Origin of the sequence: Flagellimonas ulvae (genome assembly GCF_049333175.1) — a bacterium.
In the GTDB taxonomy this organism is placed as follows: Bacteria; Bacteroidota; Bacteroidia; order Flavobacteriales; family Flavobacteriaceae; genus Flagellimonas.
In genome coordinates this window covers 1,962,503-1,986,177 of record NZ_CP186325.1, presented here as the reverse complement: position 1 = coordinate 1,986,177, position 23,675 = coordinate 1,962,503, and the positions used below count along the sequence as shown (strand labels likewise).

The 23,675-nt window shown below is 38.7% G+C and carries 24 protein-coding genes; 10 read left to right on the top strand and 14 right to left on the bottom strand.

Going from position 1 to position 23,675, the window contains the following annotated elements; translation table 11 throughout:
* Window positions 1–56: 56 nt before the first annotated feature.
* The 5 genes from ACOKFD_RS09145 to ACOKFD_RS09125 are packed head-to-tail and all read left to right on the top strand — an operon-like array spanning window position 57 to window position 3,329.
* Window positions 57–983 carry a DUF6607 family protein gene (locus tag ACOKFD_RS09145; protein WP_422860932.1) on the top strand — a complete coding sequence of 309 codons (927 nt, stop codon included), beginning with the start codon at window positions 57–59 and terminating at the stop codon, window positions 981–983.
* Window positions 967–1,527: an FMN-binding protein gene (locus ACOKFD_RS09140; RefSeq protein WP_422860931.1), complete on the top strand. Its 561-nt coding sequence runs from the start codon at window positions 967–969 to the stop codon at window positions 1,525–1,527. The genes ACOKFD_RS09145 and ACOKFD_RS09140 overlap by 17 nt, the downstream gene beginning before the upstream one ends.
* Window positions 1,528–1,536: 9 nt before the next feature.
* The gene (locus tag ACOKFD_RS09135) at window positions 1,537–1,887 is read left to right on the top strand and encodes a hypothetical protein (RefSeq protein ID WP_422860930.1); all 351 of its coding nucleotides are present in this window, start codon (window positions 1,537–1,539) and stop codon (window positions 1,885–1,887) included.
* 43 nt (window positions 1,888–1,930) lie between these two features.
* Window positions 1,931–2,434 carry a hypothetical protein gene (locus ACOKFD_RS09130; RefSeq protein WP_422861015.1) on the top strand — a complete coding sequence of 168 codons (504 nt, stop codon included), beginning with the start codon at window positions 1,931–1,933 and terminating at the stop codon, window positions 2,432–2,434.
* Window positions 2,435–2,471: 37 nt separating this feature from the next.
* On the top strand, window positions 2,472–3,329 hold the full coding sequence (locus tag ACOKFD_RS09125) for a helix-turn-helix domain-containing protein (protein WP_422860929.1): 858 nt from the start codon (window positions 2,472–2,474) through the stop codon (window positions 3,327–3,329).
* Here the strand turns inward: ACOKFD_RS09125 and ACOKFD_RS09120 are convergent.
* Window positions 3,319–4,443, bottom strand: a complete 1,125-nt coding sequence (locus ACOKFD_RS09120; RefSeq protein ID WP_422860928.1) for an adenylate/guanylate cyclase domain-containing protein — start codon at window positions 4,441–4,443, stop codon at window positions 3,319–3,321. The genes ACOKFD_RS09125 and ACOKFD_RS09120 overlap by 11 nt on opposite strands.
* A gap of 50 nt (window positions 4,444–4,493) precedes the next feature.
* Between ACOKFD_RS09120 and ACOKFD_RS09115 the strand changes: the two genes are divergently transcribed.
* Genes ACOKFD_RS09115 through ACOKFD_RS09105 form a run of 3 tightly spaced genes read left to right on the top strand, consistent with a single transcriptional unit; the run spans window position 4,494 to window position 6,266 of the window.
* Window positions 4,494–4,889, top strand: coding sequence for a DUF5367 family protein (locus ACOKFD_RS09115; protein WP_422860927.1), 396 nt, complete (start codon window positions 4,494–4,496; stop codon window positions 4,887–4,889).
* Window positions 4,890–4,907: 18 nt separating this feature from the next.
* Window positions 4,908–5,399 (top strand): DUF1772 domain-containing protein, encoded by a 492-nt coding sequence (locus tag ACOKFD_RS09110; RefSeq protein ID WP_422860926.1) that lies wholly within the window; start codon window positions 4,908–4,910, stop codon window positions 5,397–5,399.
* A 33-nt stretch (window positions 5,400–5,432) separates the two neighbouring features.
* The gene (locus ACOKFD_RS09105; protein WP_422860925.1) at window positions 5,433–6,266 is read left to right on the top strand and encodes an NAD(P)H-binding protein; all 834 of its coding nucleotides are present in this window, start codon (window positions 5,433–5,435) and stop codon (window positions 6,264–6,266) included.
* Between the two features lie 45 nt (window positions 6,267–6,311).
* On the opposite strand, the gene ACOKFD_RS09100 is transcribed toward ACOKFD_RS09105, so the two are convergent.
* From ACOKFD_RS09100 to ACOKFD_RS09075, 6 genes are all read right to left on the bottom strand, one after another.
* Complete coding sequence (locus ACOKFD_RS09100) at window positions 6,312–7,034, bottom strand: DUF3307 domain-containing protein (protein ID WP_422860924.1); 723 nt, start codon at window positions 7,032–7,034, stop codon at window positions 6,312–6,314.
* Window positions 7,031–7,639, bottom strand: coding sequence for a transcriptional regulator (locus ACOKFD_RS09095; protein WP_298997528.1), 609 nt, complete (start codon window positions 7,637–7,639; stop codon window positions 7,031–7,033). Before ACOKFD_RS09095 ends, ACOKFD_RS09100 begins: the two co-directional genes overlap by 4 nt.
* Before the next feature lie 112 nt (window positions 7,640–7,751).
* The gene (locus ACOKFD_RS09090) at window positions 7,752–8,567 is read right to left on the bottom strand and encodes an SH3 domain-containing protein (protein WP_422860923.1); all 816 of its coding nucleotides are present in this window, start codon (window positions 8,565–8,567) and stop codon (window positions 7,752–7,754) included.
* Between the two features lie 171 nt (window positions 8,568–8,738).
* Entirely contained in the window at window positions 8,739–9,185 is a 447-nt protein-coding gene (locus ACOKFD_RS09085; RefSeq protein WP_298997534.1) for a hypothetical protein, read from the bottom strand.
* Window positions 9,186–9,286: 101 nt separating this feature from the next.
* Window positions 9,287–9,475 carry a hypothetical protein gene (locus ACOKFD_RS09080; RefSeq protein ID WP_422860922.1) on the bottom strand — a complete coding sequence of 63 codons (189 nt, stop codon included), beginning with the start codon at window positions 9,473–9,475 and terminating at the stop codon, window positions 9,287–9,289.
* A 175-nt stretch (window positions 9,476–9,650) separates the two neighbouring features.
* Window positions 9,651–12,149, bottom strand: a complete 2,499-nt coding sequence (locus ACOKFD_RS09075; RefSeq protein ID WP_422860921.1) for a zinc-dependent metalloprotease — start codon at window positions 12,147–12,149, stop codon at window positions 9,651–9,653.
* Window positions 12,150–12,414: 265 nt separating this feature from the next.
* On the opposite strand from ACOKFD_RS09075, the gene ACOKFD_RS09070 reads away from it, so the two are divergent.
* Complete coding sequence (locus ACOKFD_RS09070) at window positions 12,415–13,152, top strand: hypothetical protein (RefSeq protein ID WP_422860920.1); 738 nt, start codon at window positions 12,415–12,417, stop codon at window positions 13,150–13,152.
* A gap of 333 nt (window positions 13,153–13,485) precedes the next feature.
* The gene (locus ACOKFD_RS09065) at window positions 13,486–13,785 is read left to right on the top strand and encodes a hypothetical protein (RefSeq protein ID WP_422860919.1); all 300 of its coding nucleotides are present in this window, start codon (window positions 13,486–13,488) and stop codon (window positions 13,783–13,785) included.
* A gap of 76 nt (window positions 13,786–13,861) precedes the next feature.
* Here ACOKFD_RS09065 and ACOKFD_RS09060 read toward each other — a convergent pair whose 3' ends face one another.
* The 7 genes from ACOKFD_RS09060 to ACOKFD_RS09030 all read right to left on the bottom strand — a co-directional run bounded on the left by ACOKFD_RS09060 (window position 13,862) and on the right by ACOKFD_RS09030 (window position 23,653).
* Entirely contained in the window at window positions 13,862–15,292 is a 1,431-nt protein-coding gene (locus tag ACOKFD_RS09060; protein ID WP_422860918.1) for an SLC13 family permease, read from the bottom strand.
* A gap of 60 nt (window positions 15,293–15,352) precedes the next feature.
* Window positions 15,353–16,228: an AraC family transcriptional regulator gene (locus ACOKFD_RS09055; protein WP_422860917.1), complete on the bottom strand. Its 876-nt coding sequence runs from the start codon at window positions 16,226–16,228 to the stop codon at window positions 15,353–15,355.
* Between the two features lie 44 nt (window positions 16,229–16,272).
* The gene (locus ACOKFD_RS09050) at window positions 16,273–17,322 is read right to left on the bottom strand and encodes a flavin monoamine oxidase family protein (RefSeq protein WP_422860916.1); all 1,050 of its coding nucleotides are present in this window, start codon (window positions 17,320–17,322) and stop codon (window positions 16,273–16,275) included.
* A gap of 55 nt (window positions 17,323–17,377) precedes the next feature.
* A complete protein-coding gene (locus tag ACOKFD_RS09045) occupies window positions 17,378–18,127 on the bottom strand; it encodes an SDR family oxidoreductase (protein ID WP_298997554.1) in 750 nt (249 codons plus the stop codon).
* Between the two features lie 158 nt (window positions 18,128–18,285).
* Window positions 18,286–21,156 carry a TonB-dependent receptor gene (locus ACOKFD_RS09040; protein WP_422860915.1) on the bottom strand — a complete coding sequence of 957 codons (2,871 nt, stop codon included), beginning with the start codon at window positions 21,154–21,156 and terminating at the stop codon, window positions 18,286–18,288.
* A 199-nt stretch (window positions 21,157–21,355) separates the two neighbouring features.
* Window positions 21,356–23,047 (bottom strand): lysine--tRNA ligase, encoded by a 1,692-nt coding sequence (gene lysS, locus ACOKFD_RS09035; protein ID WP_422861014.1) that lies wholly within the window; start codon window positions 23,045–23,047, stop codon window positions 21,356–21,358.
* 48 nt (window positions 23,048–23,095) lie between these two features.
* Entirely contained in the window at window positions 23,096–23,653 is a 558-nt protein-coding gene (locus ACOKFD_RS09030) for a thioredoxin family protein (protein ID WP_422860914.1), read from the bottom strand.
* Between the last annotated feature and the right edge of the window lie 22 nt (window positions 23,654–23,675).

The window sequence follows — 23,675 nt, the reverse complement described above, 5'->3', positions numbered from 1 at the left end:
ATCAATCTAAATAAGAATAAACGATTTTTTTGAATACGTTAAAAATTGACCACATCATGAAAAAACTTGAATCCTATTTGTTTATGACCCTACTTTTTTTAGGGATGGTATTACAGGCTCAGACAAAGCAAGAACAAGACCGTGAGGCCATATTGGATATGTGCGGTTGTTATGATATTACCTTTAAGTATACTGAAACCTTTGCCCCGGAAATTGACTATGAAAAAAAGCTGGACTATACGGCTGCAGCCTTAGAATTAGCATTGCCCATTGTAAATGAGGACAACAAGATATCCATCCAGCATCTGTTGGTTGTTAATGATACTATGGTAATAAAGCATTGGAGGCAGGACTGGGAATATGAGAACCGGAAGGTTTTTCATTATGATAAGGACAACAATTGGGTCTTTCAAACATTACCTGAAGAGCAAGTTGAGGGGCAATGGACGCAAAAGGTATTTCAAGTAGATGATAGTCCTCGGTATTCAGGTTCCGCAACATGGATTCATGCAGATGGTAAACACTATTGGGAGAACAAAAGCGATTCGCCACTTCCACGAAGGGAATACACAAAGCGAAGTGATTATAACGTAATGGCTCGCGGAAATAGACAAGAGATAACTTCTTTCGGATGGGTACATGAGCAGGATAATGATAAGATAGTCCGTATAGATGGGGAAGAAGATGTTCTACTTGCGCAAGAAAAGGGAATGAACATTTACACCAAAGTTGCGGATGAAAAATGTAAAATTGCCAAAGATTGGTGGAGAGACCATAAAGATTTTTGGGCCAACGTGCGCACTTCATGGGATACGGTTTATAATCGTGAAGGTGATTTGACTTTGCAAAAAAGTGTAGATAAAAAACCATTGTTTATGCATTTTTATCCTATGGAAAAAATGAACGCTGGACCGGCAGAAATAGCTGAAACCATTAATAAGTTTGTGGTAAGTCAGATTGATGGCGATGAGCAAGGAAAATAAAAGTTTTTTTTGGGCAGGGGCCATGTTTTTCACGGCCCTTTTCTTTTTTGGTTTTTCAAATGGGATTAAGATTTCTCCGAGACTTCAAGAGAAACTTAACAATGCTGTCAAAAGCACCTTTGAGGTTCAGGAATTTAGTTTACAGTTGATTGAGGTTTCTAAGGAATTGAACTCAAAAACAATGGTGGAACTTGGAGGAGAAAACCTATTTGCCGTCAAAACCAACCAACAAATTATTGGATACGCGTACTTGGGCCAAGCCCCTAGCATGAAAAACATTTTTGACTATGTAGTACTTTTCAATATGGACATGAGCATCAAAAAATCCAAGGTTTTGATTTATCGTGAAGATTATGGGCGTCAAATTGGAAGTCAACGCTGGTTAAAACAGTTCATTGGAAAGAAAACAGGAGATGAACTTATTTATGCCCAAAACATAGACGCCATTGCAGGGGCTACCATTTCTGCAAAATCTATGACCAAGGCAATTAATGACGTTCTACAAAGTATTGAGATAGTGCGTGAGAGCAACACCCTGAAATAAACAATTCATATGAACAATATTAACCCCATTTACCACAATGAATTTGGTGTTGCTTTTCAATTAAAAAGAAGCTCAGCGGCTGATAGACATAAAATTCAACTTGTTTTTCGAAATACAGGGCTACTTTTAACCTATTCTGAACTAAAACAATTCTGTTCTAGTGTTGCGGAAACCATTGATACATCAAAACTCTGTGGGAAATGTTCCAAGGACAAGGATTGTAAGAGTTTGCTGTTGCAGACACCTATAGATCAATTGAGTTTTGCTATGAGTATGGTTGAACTTCTCTCTTTAGAAGAGTTGATACAAGGTACCCTTTTTCAGTTGGAATTAGACCAGTTATTGTATAGAAACGACTAAGATTTCCAATTAGTTTTTCTATTTTTCATCTTTAAGATTGAAGATGGTTTTACAGGGCAGTATTCAGAATTTTCCAAAAGAAATAAGAATTCTCATTCTAGTTTATCTTGTTGTAACTAGTATTGGATTTGTTTCTGCACTACAATTTGTAAATACCACTACCGAAGGTGGACAGCCAAAAGGTATTGAAGAAAATTATCTGGGCAACGAAGACGACCTTGAGGCCATTGAAATGAAATTTGCAAAAAGTGAGAAGCAAATCCTTAATATTGTCCATGCCCATATGTTATCCATGGGCATGTTGTTTTTAATTTTAGCATTACTTGTAGCAACAACCCCTTTGAAAGGAGTAATCCGAAAATTGCTTCTGTTTGAACCTCTTATTTCTGTGTTGCTGACTTTTGGTGGGATATACTTCCTTTGGAAGGGTATGCTTTGGATGAAATACGTAATTATGATTTCAGGTATAGCCATGACACTTTCTTATGTTGTTTCTGTGCTGGTTGTTGGATATTGTGCCATAAAATCAAAAAACTTGTCCGATTGAGAGAGAATTAGGTAAATTTAGGCTTAAGACCCAAAAAATGACTCGCGATTTTATAGAAATCAACGATTTTACCATTTTGGTGGAGGAGGCAAACTCAAGTGAGGTAACCACTGATTCATGCAGTTTTGATGAGCCGGTTATAGCTGTCGCCTTTTACGGTTCGGGTAATGTTCATTTATCCATGCAGTACAATGGTAAGCAGGACGATTATGAAAACACGAAAGGATTGGCGCTTTCCTTTTATGCCGATGAGCATGTAGAGTGCGTTCATACTGTATCTGCCAACAAGCCCTTGCAATGTATTGTAATTGCCACTTCTCCCAGAAATTTACAGAAACTGCCCAATGATGAAGGAGAATTGTTTACCGATTTATTGGAGCAACTTGTGAAACCCTCTGATCATTACGTAGAAGGCCCTCGGTTTTTCATGACCCCCGAGATGCAGCATATTGTGGATGGGATTTTTAATAATCGATATGAAGGCAAAGCCAAGATGATGTTCTTTAGAAGTCAGATTACCGCGTTGCTTTCTCACTTTTTTTGGCAACTATCTACTTTAAAAAATGATGGTATAAAAAAAGGCGAACGTGAAAAGTTGTACGAAGCCAAAGAAATACTTTCCAATAATTTGGATACCCCACCATCCCTGAGCGAACTCTCTAGAATTATTGGATTGAATACTTTCAAACTAAAGAAAGATTTTAAGGAGCTATTCGGGGTTCCTGTATTTAAGTACCTGCAAAATGAGCGCATGAACAGGGCACATGAGTTGATTCGGGCCAAGGAAGCAACCGTTCAGGAAGCTGCATGGCATGTGGGCTATGATAGTTTGAGTTCTTTTTCAAATGCCTTTACCAAAAAATTTGGTTTCCGCCCTAGTGAGATTAGGCAATAGCATGAGGCTGTTTTTTCATGTTTTTAACTGCATAGATGGCAACTTTGCCTTTTTTCCCCTTTAGGGAAATATCCCCCTTGGTCTCGAAAAGGTATTCCGTGGAATTAAGTTCTTCTTTTAAGGACTCGGAAAGTAGCAGCTCACTCCCCAGCTCATTACATTTTCCTTGAATTCTTGCAGCTGTGTTTATGGTATCTCCGTGGTAAGCGATTTCCTTTTTATACTTCCCAACCTCTGTAACGGTCACAATGCCATTATGCATTCCCGCCTTAAAAAAAGGAACACAACCGTAATTATTCAGGTAGAATTGTTCCTTTTCCGCAATTAGTTTTTTAAAGCTGTAAAAAGCTTTTAGGCAGTTTTGATCTTTGATACCTTCATTGAATTCCCAGGTAAGAACTGCTTCGTCTCCAACATATTGATAGATTTGGGCTTTATCCGGAATAGCTGTACCTAGATCATTAAAGCAATCTTGAACCAGCATGCTATATTTTATGTGACCCAATCGTTCTGCCAATTCGGTAGAGGACTGTAAATCCAAAAACATGAATACTCGTTTTTCTTCATTAGGGGTATAGAACCTGCCCAAAAACAATTTGTAAAGATTTCCCTCGCCTAACATCAGATTCACTTGCCGCAAAACGGACAGCATTAAATCTACAGAAAAAACATAAAAATAGATGGCTCCACTGCCCTTGTCCATAGCAAAAGAAAAGATATCTAGAGATGTACCAAAATATAATTGATAGGCACTGTAGGCGAATACAACTAAAGCCAAGGTGAATAGGATGGTGAACAAGAAACGAATTAACAACAGTTTTCTAATGGAGATTCGTTTGTAGATACGTTCTTCTGTAAGTATTTGGGCAGCTCCTGAAACCAAACCCATTAAAGGGCCAATGGTAAAAGCAATGTAAAGGCTGGAAACAAAATCAAACTTTAACTTTCCAAGTTCTTCAGTTCCTATTCCTCGAACTATGCTTAAAAAAACGAATGCAAGCGTCCAGCCTATGCAATAAAACTGGATGATTCGCCATCTACGTCTCTTGTTATCCGAAAGACCCATAGAATCAAAGTTATCCTTTTCGAACAAATCTTCCTCCTTTTTGAACAAATGATTGGATTATGGTGATTCTAGATTTGTCCCATAATAAACGAACAGTCATGAAAACACTTAGAACAATATCAATTGGAACCTTGATTTGGATACTGGGAGTTGGCCTATATACTCTATCCTTTTATGTTCCAATTATGAAAAATGCAGAACTGCAGGCCAATTTGGTCCTCTTTGTCATGGTAATACCTATAGTATGGATGGGATGCCGATTGTATTATCGAAACAATAGGGAAGCCCATGGCTTACTTTTGGGTATGGTCTTTTTTGGTATAAGCGCCGCTTTGGATGCATTAATTACAGTACCCATGCTTATAGCGCCAAATGGAGGGAGTTATCAAAGCTTTTTTATCGACATCAAATTTTGGATGATTGGTCTGGAATTCATTCTGGTTGCCTTAATGTATTGGAACGCCAATATTAATCTGAAAGCAAAAAACATATAACTATAAAAATCATTTAGTATGGAAATCTCACTGAGCAATCTTACACTTTTAGTCACCATCCTACTTGTTGGATTGGTAGCCGGACTTTGTTTTACCTGGGGAAACGCAGTAACTCCCGGTATTGGACGGTTGGACGACCTCGGATACTTACAAGCCTTTCAAAAAATGAACAGGAGTATTGAAAACCCATTATTTTTTGTGGTCTTTATGGGCTCCTTCCCGATAGGACTGATTACAGTTTTTATGAACAAAGGAATATCTCCCTCCCACTTTTGGATGATTTTAATTGCCGTGGCCATCTACTTTTTTGGGGTGGTATTGGTGACCATTCTTGGTAATGTTCCCTTAAACCAAGTATTGGATAAAACCGATTTATTGGCTAGCAGTGTAGAAGAGCTACGCGCACTTCGTCAAAGATTTGAACAGCCTTGGAATCGATTTCATACCCTACGAATTTTCGCATCAACAATATCATTTGCCATGCTAGTCTTGGCAGCTTTAAACAAATAGAATTTTAATAAAAACACATTTAAATCAAGTATTATGAGAAACGTTTTAGTATTAGGAGGAACTGGAAAAACAGGAAGACGAATTGTAGCGAGACTACAGGGACAAGGGCACAATGTCCGTATTGGCTCTAGAGGAGCAACTCCTAAGTTCGATTGGGAGGAAGAATCCACTTGGTCTGCTTCACTGGAAGGAATAGACAGTGTTTATATCACCTATCAACCAGACTTGGCGGTCCCGGGAGCCAAAGAAGCTATAGAAGGATTAACTAAAGCTGCCAAACAACAAGGAGTTAAAAAATTGGTTTTACTTTCAGGAAAAGGTGAAAGGGAAGCTGAGCTTTGTGAGGAGATAGTTATGCAGAGCGGATTGGATTATACCATTGTTAGGGCAAGTTGGTTCAGTCAGAACTTTAGTGAAAGCTTCTTTTTGGACCCTATACAAAGTGGATTCGTTGCACTTCCATTGGCAGATACCAATGTACCTTATGTGGATGCTGACGATATTGCAGATGTAGCTGTCGAAGCTTTGTTAAAAGAAGAACACAATGGAAACATTTATGAGTTGACCGGCTCCCAATTCTTTACATTCCGTCAGGTAATAGACGAAATAGCGAAAGCTACTGGAAAAGAAATAGCTTTTACTGAAGTTAGCATAGAGGCCTATATTCAGATGCTAAAAGAACAAGGAGTTCCTGCGGGGTACGTTTGGCTAATTGGATATTTGTTCATGGAAGTATTGGACAATGAGGCCAATCAAGTCATGACCAATGATGTTGAAAAGGTATTGGGAAGAAAGCCCAAACTATTCTTGGATTTTGTACAAGAGGCGGCCACCACTGGAATTTGGAGCCAAAAAGTAGAAGCGTAAACAATAAAAACGAATCATTGTAAAACCATCCTTCGGGATGGTTTTTTATAGTATTTGAGCAAGATAATTATACAAGGTTCCAGCTAATATGGCGAGGCCAAAACTGAGCAAAGTGCCAATAAGAACGTACTCGGTTAGCTTTCTATTCTTTCCTTTATTAAGATCTCCAAAACGGAATACGGATTTTGCCGTGATCAATAAGCCAATGGAGGCCCATTGTCCAATAAGTATAAAGCCAAAGACAAAGAGCCTCTCTAGCATTCCAATATATCTGCCAGCATTCTTTAGGGATCCACCTTCTTCGGCATCATCTTTCATTACCTCTTCAATATAGGGGGCTAGGAGCATTCGCATTAGGATTCCGGAAACGTAGGTAACAAACACTATGAAGGTGACGAGTAGTATAGGTTTTGTACCCAAAATTGTACTCCAATCCACTTGAAAAGGTTCCTGCCCGTATACCATAAGTAGAATAATCCCCAGGTGTAGAATTTGATCTACCACAAAAAGCCAGCGATGGTTTTTGGTATTGGTCAAAGCCAATTTGCCAAGGTCTATAAGATAATGGGTCACTATAATAATTGCAATCATTCCCAAATAGCGAAACTGTAAAATAAGTAGTAGGGCAACCAGATGAATGCCCATGTGCCAATATAGGTATTTGGATTTCCCCTTCTTTTTTAATTTATCATGTACCCAATGACTGGGCTGCAGTACAAAATCTCCAATGAAATGCGCTAAAAGAAGTTTTAAGGTCAGTAGTGTCATAATTGTTCAATTTGGGTTTTATAAAACTGAATCATTTTTTGGACTTCGTCAAATCCAGCGCGAATTAGAGCTTCGCTTACATTGCTTTGGGAGTTTTCCAGCATAGCGGCCAGTTCGTTTTGATTGGATTCGGGATGCTCCATAGTGATTTTTACAACACGGGCGGTTGCTGGAAGCCATGTGTTCATATTGAGCAAAGCCAATTGAAGCATTATGTTCATTGTGGTATCAAACGCTTTTGAATCTGATTTTAAGGCTAAAGTCTGCTTTTTTAGTTTTTCGAAACAGTCCCCGGAATGCACGAATGCAGAACCATTGGATTCGGTAATTTTTTCGGATTCATAATCTTTTTCACCGATTCCAATGGCCATTCGAACATCAATTCCTTTGTTTTGCTTCAAAGTGGCTTTAATATAAATGGCTGCTTCCAATGCTTGCTCTGGAGAGACTTGAAGTTGAAAGCTATCCCCTCTATATATTTCCCATTGTTCAGGTTCCTTACCAAAGGTATTCAATGCTTCCTTCAAATGGGGTAACCACACTTTTGGGGTCTCTTTTCGCGAATTGATTATATCCCCTGTAATTATGGCAATTGCAGTATTCATGTTACAAATATCGGTAAAATAGCCGATAATTCAAAATATCGGTAAAATAGCCGATAATATTAAATATCGGTAAAATCACCGATAAGGTAGCTTAAGACAGATAAGTTGCTCCTTAGTATGGTCGCTTTTGGCGAAAATCAGGAACCAACTTATCCTCAACCCACAAAAATTTTCGTGTTTCAATGGTTGTTTGAACCCAATCTGTTTCCTCATCCAAAATCTCTCCTTTTTCCTTTTTAAAGAGAATCATACCCGGAATACCGTATTCATCGTCAGGAAAAATAAACTTTTCAGATTGGTAGAGCAGTCCAGAATCAGAAATCTGAGAAAGCTCTCCAATTTTATGAAGCCTATTCTTTTGCACAAAGAAATAGATTCCACCATCTTCATTGCTGCAGGAGTGTGCATGATAATCAACATATAGGATATTATCTACATCGAGAATTCCTCTATTTCCCAATACATGGATGCTTAGGCTTGTATGGGACAATGGAACCTTTTGTTCCGTATACTTTCCTCTAACTACATGTCTAATATTCAAAAAGGGACTATTCTTTTCTTTGGAGAATGCAAAAAAGTAGTGGTTTCCAGCTATCGTTTTTCTTTCCAGTGAAAGGAGGCTTCCTAAAATGTATCCTTCCTGAGTATCGTACTTTACTTTGTAAAATGGGGCGTCGTATCCTTTGTAAGGCCAAGAAAACTCAGTTTTCTCAATAACTTTTACCCATTCTCCAATTTTAAGTAATCCCAGTACATCCGATTCAATTCTTGGAGCACTACGTAGTTTTACGTTGTTTCCAAAGATGTAAACCTGCTCTCCAGGCTGAAAACTATACATGTCTTCAGAGCAATGGGGGCTATTCTGTGAAAATCCAAAATTAAAAGTGAATAAAAAAATAAGGGCCGTGATATAAAAAATTGCTTTCATCGTTGTCGGGTTTTAAAGATTAGACGAAAGTCTTTAGGGAGGTATAATTTATATACGGTCCACACTATGGAATTAGTTCTCTAAAAAATAATTTTCATTATGTGCTTTAGGTATAGAACAAAAAAAAGCCACGCCCATGGCCGGCGTGGCTTTTAAAATCAACAAAAAACACTATCCTCTTCTACCTTCTCTCTGCATTGCTTTTCTGCCTTTCATAGCTCTTTTTAGCTGTATTTCTTTCCAGGTTTGGAATTGCTCCTTGTTCAATACCTCTTTCATCTTTTGCTGATGGGCAATTTTATGGTCTAAACGTGCATTGGCGATTTCAAATCGCTCATCTGCCGTTGGTTTTTTCCATTCTCCACTTTCCTTTTTTGCCTTTCGTTCCTCGTGCTTCGTTTTTTTAAATGCTGCTTCTTCCAAACTGATTTCCATAATTTTGGCCTGCTGTGATTCGTTCAGGTCCAATGCCAAAGTCAGTTTTTTGGTATGCAAGGTAGCCAATTGCTCTATGGATAGTTCTTGCATTGCTCCCTTGTTCCTTTTAGGGCTATCTGGTCTTTGTGAAAACATGTTGATGCTGGTAAGTGCCATCAACAATACGACTAACTGTTTCATATGTTTAAACTTTTAATGATTCAGTCCTTGGACATGAACATACAATCAAGGTTTAACCGCTTGATTCAGTTTGTGAAGTTTTTAACAAGTGAACGTAAGTACTACTGTGCTTTTTCGATTGAGTTCGAGGCGCTTTCCTTTAATTCGTAATCATCATCAAAATGGGTTTCCGCCATTTCTGTAGATTGCATTTGATTAGAAAATGCTTTGTGTTGTTCTACTAGGTAGTAAGCAGTTGCTGCAATTACAAAGGAAAAAAAGTAGAGAAGGCTTTTAGTCTTGTAGGTCATGATTTTAGGATTTGGGGTTACTAAAGTAGTTAATCCAATGGCCTCGTACCATCATTTGTTGCCAACTTAAGCATTTTAGATGTGAAACCGACAAAAAGCATTATTAAATCGATGAAATGCATGGTTTGCATAAAAAAGGCCCATTAAAAGGGCCTTTCTTGCATTTTTAAGGAGATTAACTTGGGTCTAGAATCATATCTATACGTTCCAGAACATCTTGTAAATGATATCTACTCATTTGGTCCGAAGTACGACCAATACCGTTTCTAATATCTCGCTTAAGGTTGTTCAATTCGGCACGAGCGGCAGAACGAATATCGGATTGACTGGTATTGACAACAGTGGATTTTCTATATCCATTGAAGCTAGGCAACTTTCTCTGATTTTCGGCGGTCATTAAATATTCTAGTCTGTCCACATGGGCTTTTTGTAGATTTCTTCTATACGTGTCAATCGCTTTACCACTTCGAGTTTCTGACCAGATACCTCTTCTTAAGTCAGACATCATTTCCAAAAGACCATATGCGTTTTTGCCATTCATGGTTTCATTTTCAATAATTCTGGCCATTTTGCCCAGATGCAAAATATTGTTCAAATACCTTACTTGCGTGGCTCGAATCCTCTCTACTGAACCGGAATATTGGATTTTGTTGAAAATGTTTTGGTCAATAAGCCATTCAGGAGTTTTAAAAAGCTGCTCTTGCATGAATTTCATACTGTTCTTTTGACGCTCTTTATCCACGTGCTCATAGACAGCCCCGTCTTGATCTGCAGTTTTATAAAACTCATACACACCACCAATATTATTGGAAACATGTCCCATGTACCTTCTGTATTGACCTACTACTTGTCCATACAGCGTTCCTAAATTATCGTAGTTTTCTCCGTCTTCCGTTGTCCATTCTTTTAGCCTGGGAACTATGCGTTTTAAGTTTTCTATTCCGTAGAGACTAGCTTTTACCGCATCGTCACCTATATCTTCGGTCTGAGAACTTGGGTCGTGTACATCGCCAACCTGTTGATGGCCAAAACGGTACATTGGATCATTTTCATGAGCTCTTATCCAACCGTTAAGAATGGGTTTTTCTTCTTCCGCACTTTTATCCAAAATTGGTTTATATCCCCAACGGATTGAATGTTTGTCGTATACTCCAATATTTGGCATCATAGCAACACCTTCGTCGCCTGGTTGGGCCACATAGTTAAAACGGGCGTAATCCATAATAGAGGGAGCGGTACCATATTTTTGGGTAAAACTTGCAGACCTTAAAGAGTCTACAGGATAAGCTGCGCTACTACCCATATTGTGTGGAAGTCCCAAGGTATGGCCAACTTCGTGAGCTGAAACAAAGCGTATTAATCTCCCCATAATTTCATCTTTGAACTCAACCCCCCTTGCATCAGGATTGACGGCTGCGGTCTGTACAAAGAACCAGTTGCGCAACAAGCTCATCACATTATGGTACCAGTTAATATCTGATTCCAAAATCTCTCCACTTCTAGGGTCGCTCACATGGGGTCCGTTTGCATTGGGAATGGGGGATGCCAAATAGCGTACCACAGAATACCTCACATCTTCAGGGGACCATTCAGGGTCTTCTTCTTTTGTGGGAGGGTCTTTGGCAATAATTGCGTTTTTAAACCCAGCTTCCTCAAAAGCAACTTGCCAATCTTCGATTCCTTGCTTTATATAAGGTATCCATCTCTTTGGAGTGGCACGGTCTACATAATATATAATAGGTTTCTTGGGCTCAACCAATTCTCCAGCCTTATATTTTTCAATATCCTCATCTTTAACTTCCAAACGCCATCTATCCAAATAACGTACAGTTTTACTTTCTTGAGCGTCTAGGCCATAATCTACTTGACCACGGGCAAACCAACCCACGCGCTCGTCAAAATATCTGCGCTTCATGGGTTCCTTTGGCAAAAGGATCATGGAATTGTTGATTTCAACCGAGATGGAACCCAAACTTTGATTACTTGGGGGTTCTTTAGCGAAATACGTTTTTACATGTCTTGCCTCTATATTCAGTGGATAGCTCTTTACGAATTCTATAAAGCTTCTATCGGAGTCTAATCGGCTTACCTTATATCGTTTTCTGTAAAAATCTGGCATCCCAATGGCATTCACATCTTTGGTAAACATAGGATCGACCTCAACAACGGTTGCGGGGTTTAAAGAATCCTTTTTGTTAAAAGCCTTAATATCAAAAGCAAATAGGACCGGCTCAAAGTTTGAATTGACCACAGCTTCATGCACGGGAAGTGAGTCCGCGGCTACATTTCCATAGGAAACTACGCGTAACAGGACTTTTTTCGGTTTTTTCTCCCAACGTAATACCTGAGTATTGATTTTACCACCTCCAAAACCTATTCCAGTCGCTGTTTTGGAAATACGACTTACCATAAGCATCTCTCTATTAAATAAGGAGTCGGGTATTTCATAGAAATGTTTGTCGTCTACCTGATGCACTAGAAAAAGACCTTCATCGGTCTTTGCCTCTTTAGTAATAACCTTGTCATAAGGTTTTATAGCTCCCTTTTTTGGTTTTGTGCTGGTACTTTGCTCCGTTTTTTTCTTCTTCTTTTTAAAAAGTTGGGCATTGGTTGATGGAATCAAGGCCAACATAAAAAAGACAAAAACGAGTCTTGGAAGTATTTTTTGAATCATTTTAGGATAGTTTGATGTTTTAAAGCGGGCTAAAGAACTTAAAAATCGAGAAAAAGGACTGTTAAATAATTATTAACTCTATTTTTTTTCAGAAATCATGTAACCTTTGGGAGTGATTCATTTTACTGGTGGTTCCCGTTGAAACGCCCACTATAGTAGCGATTAAAGACGATGGGTTTTTTCTAAAAAAATGAAAAACACTGTAACATTTCGAAATTAGGGTAGTCTTATAAGCATACATCATCAATCAAAAAATTCAATCAAAATGAGCAAGTTATTATTAATTTACGGATGTGCACTTTTAGGAGGTTCGGCCGTAGCTGATGAACAACAAAGTACTGTAAGTACAACTGCTGACCAGCAAGAAATTACCACAAGTACGTTTGAGAACAATTTTACAGCATTGAACATCGATGCTGAGGTAGAAGGTATGGATTCCACATATTATTGGACCAGTGGAAATGCCTTTGAACTGAATCTAAATGAAATAGAGTATCTAGAGGAGGAGAATGAGTTGGAACTTGGTTTTGATACCGCTGACTATCTTCCGGAGGGTTTTGATCCTTATGAAACCTATTTTGATTTGAATTCTATTATATATGTTGAGAGCGAAGTAGAATTTGACCTTGGTTTTGATACCGAAGACTATTTACCAGGAAGTTTTGATGCTTATACCGAAGTGTTGGACGTTCATTCCATCAACTATGTAGAAGAAGATAACCTAGATTTAGGTTTTGACACCCAAGATTATTTACCTGAAGGGTTTTCACCTTACGAAACGTACTTTGATTTGAGCACTGTACCTTTTATTGACGGAAACACTGAGGTAGAGCTTGAATTAGGTTTGGATAGCACTTATGAGCTTCCAAAAGGATTTGATCCTTACACGGATACAATCGGAATAGCTTCCGTAAACTATATAGAATTGGAAGATGAGGATTTGGGTTTTGAGACCATGCCCTATCTCCCAGAAGGTTTTGATCCCTACTCAAGGGGCAAATAAGTAGGATGTTTGATTTCATTTTACAAATTTTTGAGTTGTTAGTCAAGAAAAGCCCTCGCAAGAGGGCTTTTTGATTGGAGCTATGTCAAACTAGGTTCCTTAACAAAACAATAACATAAAATTCGATGACGTGCAAACTGCAAAAAGAGCTTCAATTCTTTAACAAAGTATCAGTTTTAAGCCTCTTGGAATACGACTTTTTCAATGTCAGAATCAAAGTGTTAAAGAAGTGATTATCCCACGGTATTTCTGCAATCGTTAAGGAAAAACTAATTATACTAAAGTTAGGATTTTGGGGTTTTATCTTTGTGCTATAATTAAAAAGCGACAACTATGATTACCAAAAATACCTTAAAAACAATATTGATGTTGACCTTCGGTCTATCAATATTTACCAGTTATGGATTTAACAGTGCTGAAGATTTTGACATTAGTTCTGTTGAGTTCATTGAAGAAGAACAAGAATGGGGACTTGGGTTCGATACAGCTCAATATTTACCCGAAAATTTTGACCCTTACAGTGGTGTCATTTCAGTAAAAGCAATCAATTTCATAGAAGTTTGTGATGAAGTTGAACTAGGTTTTGAAACAGGAGGATATCTACCATTGGGATTTGATCCGTATATACAATAGAGTTAGAGTTAGTTTCTTACTTTTTTTTGAGTTAGTTAGTTAGTAAATGGCCCCTTTTCAAAGGGGCCATTTTCTTTTAGAACAATAAGGGTACTACAAATTGAAATACTAATACCAACAGCCCCACTGCAATTAGGTTTAGAATGACCCCTACACGTGCCATTTCAGGCACTTTTACATAACCGCTGGCAAACACTATGGCATTGGGCGGAGTGGCCATGGGCAACATAAAAGCGCAACTACTGGCCATGGTGACGGGAATCAAAAGATAGAGTATAGGAATATTGAGCCCGATAGCTATTCCGGCAACAACTGGAGCCAGAACGGCGACCAATGCTACATTGCTCATCAATTCGGTCATGAAGAGCATAAGGAGTATCAATAAAAATGCGGTAAAAACAATACTGATTTCACTTTGGGCAATGATTGTGGCTACCAAATCAACAATACCGCTCACTGACATTCCTTTGGCTAAAGCCAAACCACCTCCAAAAAGTATCAATATGCCCCAGGCCAATTTTGAGGTATCGCCCCATTTAATAATAAATTCTCCCTTTTTTACATTGTAGGGAATTGCAAAAAGAGCAATAGCGGCAAAAATACTTATCATGGTATCTGAAAGTCCCAATGTTGGAAATATAGAATTGATGAGTGTTCTGAAAATCCATAGAAACACGGTAACAGCGAATATGACCAATACCATTTTTTCCTTACCCGTTGTTGGCCCTAATTTTTCCAATTCTTGAAAAATAACTTCTTTGGAAGCACTGAATTTAAGATCCCGATTGGGAAACATCCATTTTACCAATACCAAATAACTAATTCCAATCATGATTATGGAGAAGGGAAGTCCCAAGGTCATCCATTTTAAGAAGGAAATCTCAGTATTGTATTCATTCTCCAAAAGTCCGATCAATACTGAATTAGGGGGTGTTCCGATTACAGTGGCAATTCCGCCTGCATTAGCTGAAAATGCTATGCCAAGCATTACACTCAAAGCAAAATTCTGGTCGTTTTTAGTGAAGCCGTCTTCATCGTCAATCAATAATTTGATTACGGATAGGGCTATGGGCAACATAACCACAGTACTCGCGGTATTGCTTATCCACATACTCAGCGAAGCTGTGGCAATCATAAAACCTAAAATAACCCTATTTGGTGTAGTGCCTGTTAGTCTTATGATGTTGAGCGCAATGCGTCTATGTAAGTTAACTTTTTCTAGGGCTAAGGCCATCACAAATCCTCCAAAAAACAAGAATACAATAGGACTCCCATAGTTCGCGCCAACTTCTCCAATAGTTAAGATTTTTAGTAGTGGGAAAAGCAATAGTGGTAAAAGTGCGGTGACAGAAATGGAAACCGCTTCCGTAATCCACCATATTAGCATCCAAACAGCGACTGCGATTACTGTATCCCCTTTTTCAGAAACCAATACTATGGGTAGATTGGCAAGAATCAAGAAAGCGATTGGCCCTAAGATCAATCCCCATATTTTGCTTTTGTCCATATAGCTCTCTAAACTAGACTTTTTTTAATGAAAATAAAAGGTGAAAGCCAAACAAGGGCCCTAGTTTTCATCTTGGATATTTTCCCTATAGGATTTAGGAGATTGGGATTCGTGTCTTTTGAAGAATTTGATAAAGTACGACGGGTCTTCAAAACCTATTTTGAAAGCTATTTCCCCCACTTGCAAGGGGGTGAACTTTAGTAATCGTTTGGCCTCAAGGATTATTCTTTCTTGAATCAATTGCGATGGTGATTTTCCAATGATTTCCTTAGAAATAGTGGTTAGTGTTTTTGAAGAGATATGCAGCTTTGCCGCATACTCTTTAACGGTTATATTTTCCTTGTAATGTTGCTCAATAAGTTCTTTGAACTGAAAGAATATAAGTTCATGCTGACTATTGAATTCCAAAGCTTTGGTTGAGTATTCTTGATGGGCTCTTTCCAAAGTAATCAATAGGGATTTAAGCAAGAATCGAATATTTTCTTCAAAACCAAAGCGATTACGTTGCTTTAATTCATCCAAAATAAGCGACATATATGTCTTAGCTGTTGAAATGGCATCAACTTCCACGGCGTAGCATGGGTTGGTTTGGGTTTTGAAAATGTTGTATTTCAGAAAAATATCAACATCTGTATGCATAAAAAAGCTTTCATTAAAGTGAATGAGCCAACCCTCTATGTCCAAATTTTTATCAAAAGCATGGATTTGATTCTTAGAGATAAAAAGTATGGTATTGGTGTTTACCGAATATGTTTTAAAGTCAACCGTATGGGTGCCGCCTTCGGAAAAAAACCAAATGATCTGGTAGTAGCTATGCGAATGAGGAACTGCGGCATGATTTCCGCTTTTTTTGCGATAGCTGCGAAGGTCGTATACCTCAAATTGAAGCTTTTCCGGTTGAAGTTTGTGAAGGTGGTATTGTGCTATTTTGGACAATTTAACTGAGCTGAGTTTAGATTAGTTACCATTTAAAGATACGGTTATTGGGCATCTAATACTTTTTGAGCAGCATTGATTCCGCTGTATACGGCTCCATCAAGATACCCACCATGAATAGGAGAGGTTTCAGTACCCGAAAAAATAAGTTTTCCATCTAAATGCCACTCATCGTATAACGCATGCCCATATTGCGGACTCATGTAAACGGATTTTAGGTTCTCACAAGATGTTTGTCGATCTAAAGACCAATCTTTTTCAAAATAGGTAGTATGGTCTCTCACTTCTTTGCCGAGATACTTTTCCAGATAAGCCAAGATTTTCTCTTTTCTGATTTCTGTGGAAGTGTCGCGCAGCCCCTCATTAACAAAACCCATAAGACCAAAAACTTTTTCATGATAATCACAATGATCATAAAGTTCAATAACGGGTCCTACCTGGCCAATAATGGTTCCGGAGAAATCATTTGCTCTCCAAAAAGGCGTATTGAAAAGAATACCCACTTTTATGGCATTGCTCATCCAAGTATGGGTAGATGTCATGATTTGGATTAGCTTTTCAGGTAATTCTGGGCTAAAATCCAAGGTTGATGCCAGTTTAGGGGGAATAGTCATAATTACCTTTTCTGTAGAGTATTCGGTCTGATTAGTTTTCAAACTTATATGGTCTCCTTCTTCGGTGATGGAAAAAATCTTACTGTTCAGTTTGATTTTTTTAGATAGAAGACTTGCCAATTTGTTGATTATGGAAATTGAACCATCGGTAATACGATAGGCCGATGGTCCATTATGTTGACTTTCAAAATAATGAGCAGGTGCCATTGTATTGTACACTAGAACACTTTTGCCTTTGGAATACTGTTCAAATTTATCAATCGATAGGTCTTCCAAAAACTTTGATAGATAGGTATGATGATTTTGGAACCATGTGGCCCCTAAATCAATACCATCCTTCGTAAGTATTCTCCCTCCAATTCTATCCCTTGCTTCTAAAATGACGAAATCTTTTTCGCCATTCTTCATCAAGTGATATGCTGTTGTCAAACCTGATAATCCAGCACCTACAATTATGTATTTTGAATGTATCGTACTCATGGTATTTTCATAGATAAGGGTAGTCGTAAAGACCACCCTAAAAATATCCTTTCATTTAATTTCTTCCAGCCATAACACCACCATCGGTATCCCAGATGGCTCCGGTTACCCAAGACGATTGGTCAGATAGCAAAAACGAAATGGTGTTTGCAACATCTTGTGCTCGACCATTTCTGCCAATTGGGTGAAAACCATGGAAGTTTTGAAGAGCATCACTTGCCTCTTGCTTGCCACCAAATACACTTTCATACACAGGTGTTTCAACCACAGCGGGTGAAACCGCATTTACCCTAATTTTATGGTCAGCCAATTCCATGGCCAAGTGTTGAGTCAAACTGTGTAGACCTGCTTTTTGCATAGAATATGCGGAAGAGGGGGTTGCTTTTACAGATTGCTTTGCCCACATAGAACCTACATTCACAATGGAACCTCCTCCAGTTTCCTTCATTTTTTTAGCAGCAGCCTGTGTAATGAAAAAGAATCCTCTATTCAAATCCAAGTAGGAATCATAATCCTCAACAGTGTGTTCCAAGAACGCCTTAGGTCCAAAAATCCCCGAGGCATTTACCAAATAATCCAAGTTGTCTAGATTATTTATGTTTGAAACTAAATCCTTTACCTGTTCTCTGTTGGTAATGTCTACTTTATGGGTAACCAAATTTTCTCCGCCCTGCTTTTTAAAAGCTTCCAATTTCGATGAATTTGTACCTACTACATGTACTTCAACACCTTGGTTGAGAAGATTTTCTGCCGTAGCTTTTCCGATACCACTGCTGCCTCCTATAATTAATGCTCTTTTGCTCATTACTTTACGTTTTAAAATGATGGAGCAAAATTAGAGTGGGCCCTTATAGCATTCTTGTACTAAAAGGAAAAAGAATGGTACTTTTAGGAAAGTGGTACATCCAAAAAAATAAAGAAGCCCCAAGAATGGGGCTTTTATAAAATATTTGGGTTCACTATTTATTTCAAAGAAAGATTGGCTCTTGCAAATAAAAATCTACCTCCAATTCCAAATTGTTGTGCTCTTCTGGACCAATCAAAGCGCCCAGAACTTCGGTTATTTCCATCGTCAGCTAAAACTTCTGCCGCTCTGTCGGGATAAATATCAAATAAATTGTTAGCTCCAACGGTGAATGTAAGAGCCGAAGTGACCTTATATCCAACAGATAGGTCGGTAACCAATTTAGTTCCGAATACTTGTTGTCTATCAACATTTGTGGTAGCCTCGGTAACTTCTCCAAAATATACGTTTCTTAAAAAGAAAACCAACTTGTTGGAAGTTAAACTGTTGGATAAGTTTACTTTAGTTCTAGGCACAGCCTCTTCGAGATAAACCCTACTATCCTCTGGAAAATAGGTATCCACCAATCCTGCATTTTCAAGCACTTGTGATGCATTTATATCACCCACTTGTCTTGTCTCAGAAAAAGTGCCAGCTAAATCTGATTTTAACCTCCATTTATCACCAAGCTGAGCTTTATGCGTAATGACAACATCCAAGCCTTTTGATTCAGTATCAATGGCATTGGCAAAGAAAGATGCTGCGGTTGCATTGGCTTGGGCTAGTAAGTTGTCCAATTCCGTGCCATTTCCAGGGCCAGAAAATTGTCCGGTGTACACCACTCTGTCATTAATTTTAACAAAATAACCATCTACGGTAAAGGTTAGGTTGGCATCTGGAACTTTTGCGGTAAACCCTAAACTAACACTACTGGATGTTTCTTCCTTAAGTTGGGGTATGCCTAGAAGTTCAGCCGCTCTACTATCGTTTGCAAAGGTTCCAACCTCCTGTGGATTTCCGTTTTGATCAAAAATCGTTGAGGTGGAGTTAAAGTTAATCTGATGTAATGAAGGTGCTCGGAATCCAGTATTTGCGGCAGCGCGCAAATTCAAATCATCAAATAGCTTAAAGCGAGTAGCCAATTTAAAATTAATGGTTGAACCGAAATCGCTGTAATTTTCAAATCTTGTGGCAAAACTTGCCAAAAACCTTTCCGAGAAATCCGCTTCTACATCAAAATATCCTGCAACGCTGCTTCTTCCCCTAGAGAGTTCGTTATCTGGACTAAAGCCAGGAAAAACCTGTGAACCACCTGGTCTAGGATTTCCAAAGAAATCTTGGGAAGGTTGTTGTGAAGCCAAGGTTATCACCTGGCCATCACCGGTATATTGCGAATATGATGCTTCTTCGCCAGCTTCGATGCTATAGTTTTCTACTCTGTACTCTGCTCCAAATGCCAAGTTTAAACCAGACATTATATCATCAAAAAATTGATTGACATCTAAGTTTGTGGTGTTTTGACTAAAAGAAAATCCACCTGCATCGAAAACAGTGGGAGATGAGCTTTGTAAAGAAGCGTTAAAAGTGTTTCCAATAGTATACAGGAATGAATTTTTTCCATAGGTGTTACTAAAATCCACATTCCAATCACCTATCATACCTTTTATGCCTGCGGATAATGAACGGTCAGTTATTGCTGAATTGATTTCAGGCAAAAATCCATTAATGTAAGCCGGAGTAAATGTTCTACTTTGATTTGGAAGTCTGTAGAATCCTGCTGAATTACCTGTTCTTGAGCTAATACCTGCAAAGGAGTATAATTCTGTGCCCTTATCATCCAAGGGTAATGAGAAGTTGGTGAAAAACCTACCACCTCGTAAGGCAGATTGACCAACTCTCATGTTAAAATCTCTTCTTTGCTGACCTCGCGCTGCCAATTCTGCTTCGGTATTATCAGCAGATAGAATGGGTTGAAGTTCTTCTTTGGTCGTTGCTCCGTTTAAATTGATATTAGCCCGATTTGCATACTGAATTACATCTGAAACATCATCATCCAATAGGTCAGCTAGATTATAACCATCTTGATTGGCAAAGCGTTCTACAGTATTGTAAAGATTAAAGACATTACCTTCCCATTCTTTCATACGATTATAATCTTGTCGAACATCAAAATCACCTGAGAACGTTATATAGCCACCATTCTCGCCTAGGGGTAAACCATAGCTAGCCGCAAAGTTTGTTGTTTCACCATCTATGCCACCAGTTTGACCATTTGCATTTTTTGAAAAATTGGCTCCGCTGGTAACGGTGGCTGTCAATTCATTTACGGTTGTGTTCAAAACAATGTTTATTACACCAGCAATGGCGTCAGAACCATATTGAGCCGCCGCACCGTCTCTAAGCACTTCAACACGTTTTATTGCCGCCGCAGGGATTGCATTTAAATCTGTCCCTACACTTCCACGCCCGAAAGTACCATTCACATTAATTAAAGAAGAGGTATGTCTACGTTTACCATTGATTAAAACCAAAACTTGATCTGGCCCAAGACCTCTTAAAGAGGCCGGGTCAATATGATCCGTACCATCAGAAATTGTTTGCGTGTTGGAAGTAAAGGAAGGTGCCACATAATTAAGTATCTGGTTTAGATTTACTTGGGGAGCAACATTATTAAGTTCTTTGATATCTATGACATCTACAGGGACTGTACTTTCCGTTGCAGTTCTATTTGGATTTCTAGATCCCACAACAACAACATTTTCCAGGGCCAAGCCGGCTTGTAATGTAACGTCGAGTGTAGTGCCGGTAACTGTGACCTCTTGTGTGTTGAACCCCACGTATGAGAACACCAGTGTGTCACCAGTATTTGCTTCAATAGTGTAGTGGCCATCAAAGTCTGTGATTACACCTGTGCTGGTGCCTTTGAGTAAAATTGAAACCCCGGGTAATGGCTGGTTTTGGTCGTCATAGACGGTTCCTGTTACCTCTTGTGCCAGGCCAGAAAAAACAGCGCAAAGCAACAAAAGGAATGCAAATTTCATTCTTTTCATGTAGGTAGTTTAATAAGATTAAGGGGTAGCTGCGCGGAATATCCTATTAATGGATAATGTTGGCAATATAGAGCTTTTTTTAAAACCGAAGTTTTAATTGTCTATTTGCTCTACTCAAAGTATTTTGAATACTATTAACTTAAAGTTTTGCTAGCGGGCTGCTTCGTTTTATGGAAAAACTACAGCTACAAAAAACAATTTATCCAATATATTTTGCAAAAAGCCCATCCTCGTTTTTCTCTACGGCAAACAAGCCTAATTTGGATAAGTTTTTGGTACTCTTATCCCATTTTTTGCCACTAAGCCCAGCCTTTTCCTTGAGTTCGGTCAAAGGCATTTCACCATTAGTTCTAAGAATATCGATGATAGTTTTTTCTTCTTCCGTTAGCTCTACCTGCTTTTTCTCAGGACGCATTTGTGGGAAGAAAAGTACCTCTTGAATGGAAGAATTATTGGTCATCAGCATAACCAAACGGTCTATACCAATGCCAATCCCAGCGGTAGGGGGCATACCATATTCCAAAGCACGGAGAAAATCCTGGTCAATGAACATAGCTTCATCATCACCTTTTTCGGATAGGCGGAGTTGTTCTTCAAAACGTTCCCGTTGGTCAATAGGGTCGTTTAACTCAGAATAGCAATTGGCAAGCTCCTTGCCATTTACCATAAGTTCAAAACGCTCGGTTAGTGCCGGATTGTCCCGATGTTCTTTGGTCAACGGACTCATTTCCTTAGGATAATCTGTAATGAAGGTAGGTTGTATGTAGTAGTGCTCACATTTTTCACCAAATATCTCATCGATTAACTTGCCGACACCCATGGTTTCATCTACTTCAATCTCTAACTTTTGAGCTACCTCCCTTAATCGATTTTCATCCATACCTGCAACATCATATCCGGTGTGGGTTTTAATGGCCTCTAAAATCGGTACACGTGCATATGGAGCTTTAAACTCAATTTCGTTTTCCCCAACGGTCACTTTTGTGCCTCCTGTAGCATCCAGAGCGATTTTTTCCAATAGCTGCTCCGTCGTATCCATCATCCAGTTGTAGTCTTTGTAGGCTACATAGAGCTCCATTACGGTAAATTCAGGATTGTGGGTGCGGTCCATGCCTTCGTTCCTGAAATCTTTGGAGAATTCATACACCCCATCAAAACCACCCACGATTAAACGTTTTAGATATAATTCGTTGGCTATTCTTAGATATAATGGAATATTTAAGGCATTATGGTGCGTTAAAAACGGGCGTGCCGCAGCACCCCCTGGAATAGGTTGAAGAATAGGGGTTTCTACTTCCAAATACCCTTTTTCATTATAAAACTCACGAATGCTATTGGTGATTTTGGTCCTTTTTATGAACGTATCCTTTACGGATGGATTGACAACAAGGTCCACGTAACGTTGGCGATATCGAAGTTCTGGATCGTTGAATTCATCATAAACCTTACCTTCTGCATCGGCTTTGGGTAATGGAAGAGGACGCAGCGCTTTGCTCAAAAGGCTAAAGTTCTTGACCATCACTGTTTTTTCACCTACCTGGGTAGTGAACAGTTCTCCTTCTATACCAATGATATCTCCAATATCTAATAGCTTTTTGTAAACTTCATTGTAATGGGTCTTATCTTCTCCTGGGCATATCTCATCGCGATTAAAATAAACTTGGATACGACCTTCACTGTCCTGAAGCTCGGCAAAAGAGGCCTTGCCTTGGATTCTACGTGACATTAATCTACCGGAAATAACGACTCGTTTTCCTTCCTCAAAATCGTTTTTAATGCTTTTAGAGGTAGCATCAACGGGATAAAGTGCCGCAGGATAGGGGTCTATTCCCATTTCTCTGAGCTTGGCCAATTTCTCTCTTCGAACGATTTCTTGTTCCGATAGTTGCATGTCTGAAAAAAAATTAAAGCGCAAAATTACACTTTTGCGCTTTAATTTTTACTTGGATTTGTCCAAGTGTGCATAATTGGGCAAATAAGGCTTGCCCAGAAGAATCTGGGCCATGTCTTCCTCAAGGGATTCAATGGGACTTTCTACAATTCGGTTGACTTCTTTTCCATCCTTTAAAAAGATAATCGTGGGTACCTTGATAATGTTCCAACCTTTTTCTTCTCCGGTCGGACTCTTTTTGTAGTATTCTTTTCTTCTATCCAAAGCAACGATTTCCAATTGCTTTTTAGAAAAACCACTTTTTTCTAGAATTTTTAGAATTCTAGGAACTTCGCGCTTGCTGTCGCCGCACCAGGTACCTAAAAACAACTTGATGTCATGTTTTCCGAGGTTTTTTTTGAACATACGGGTCATTTGCTCATCTACCATATACGATTCGTAACCGGGTTTGAACCAATCGGCATAGGGTTCACTTTCCAACCCTTTTTGATTGATTTTACCAACCATAAATTTTTTACCGTTTTCCAAAACCACTTCCTGATTGAACTCTTGTCCAGAGATAATTAAAGTGCAAAAACATAAAGCTGCACATACAATAGTTTTCATATATAAAAGATTTGATTTGGAG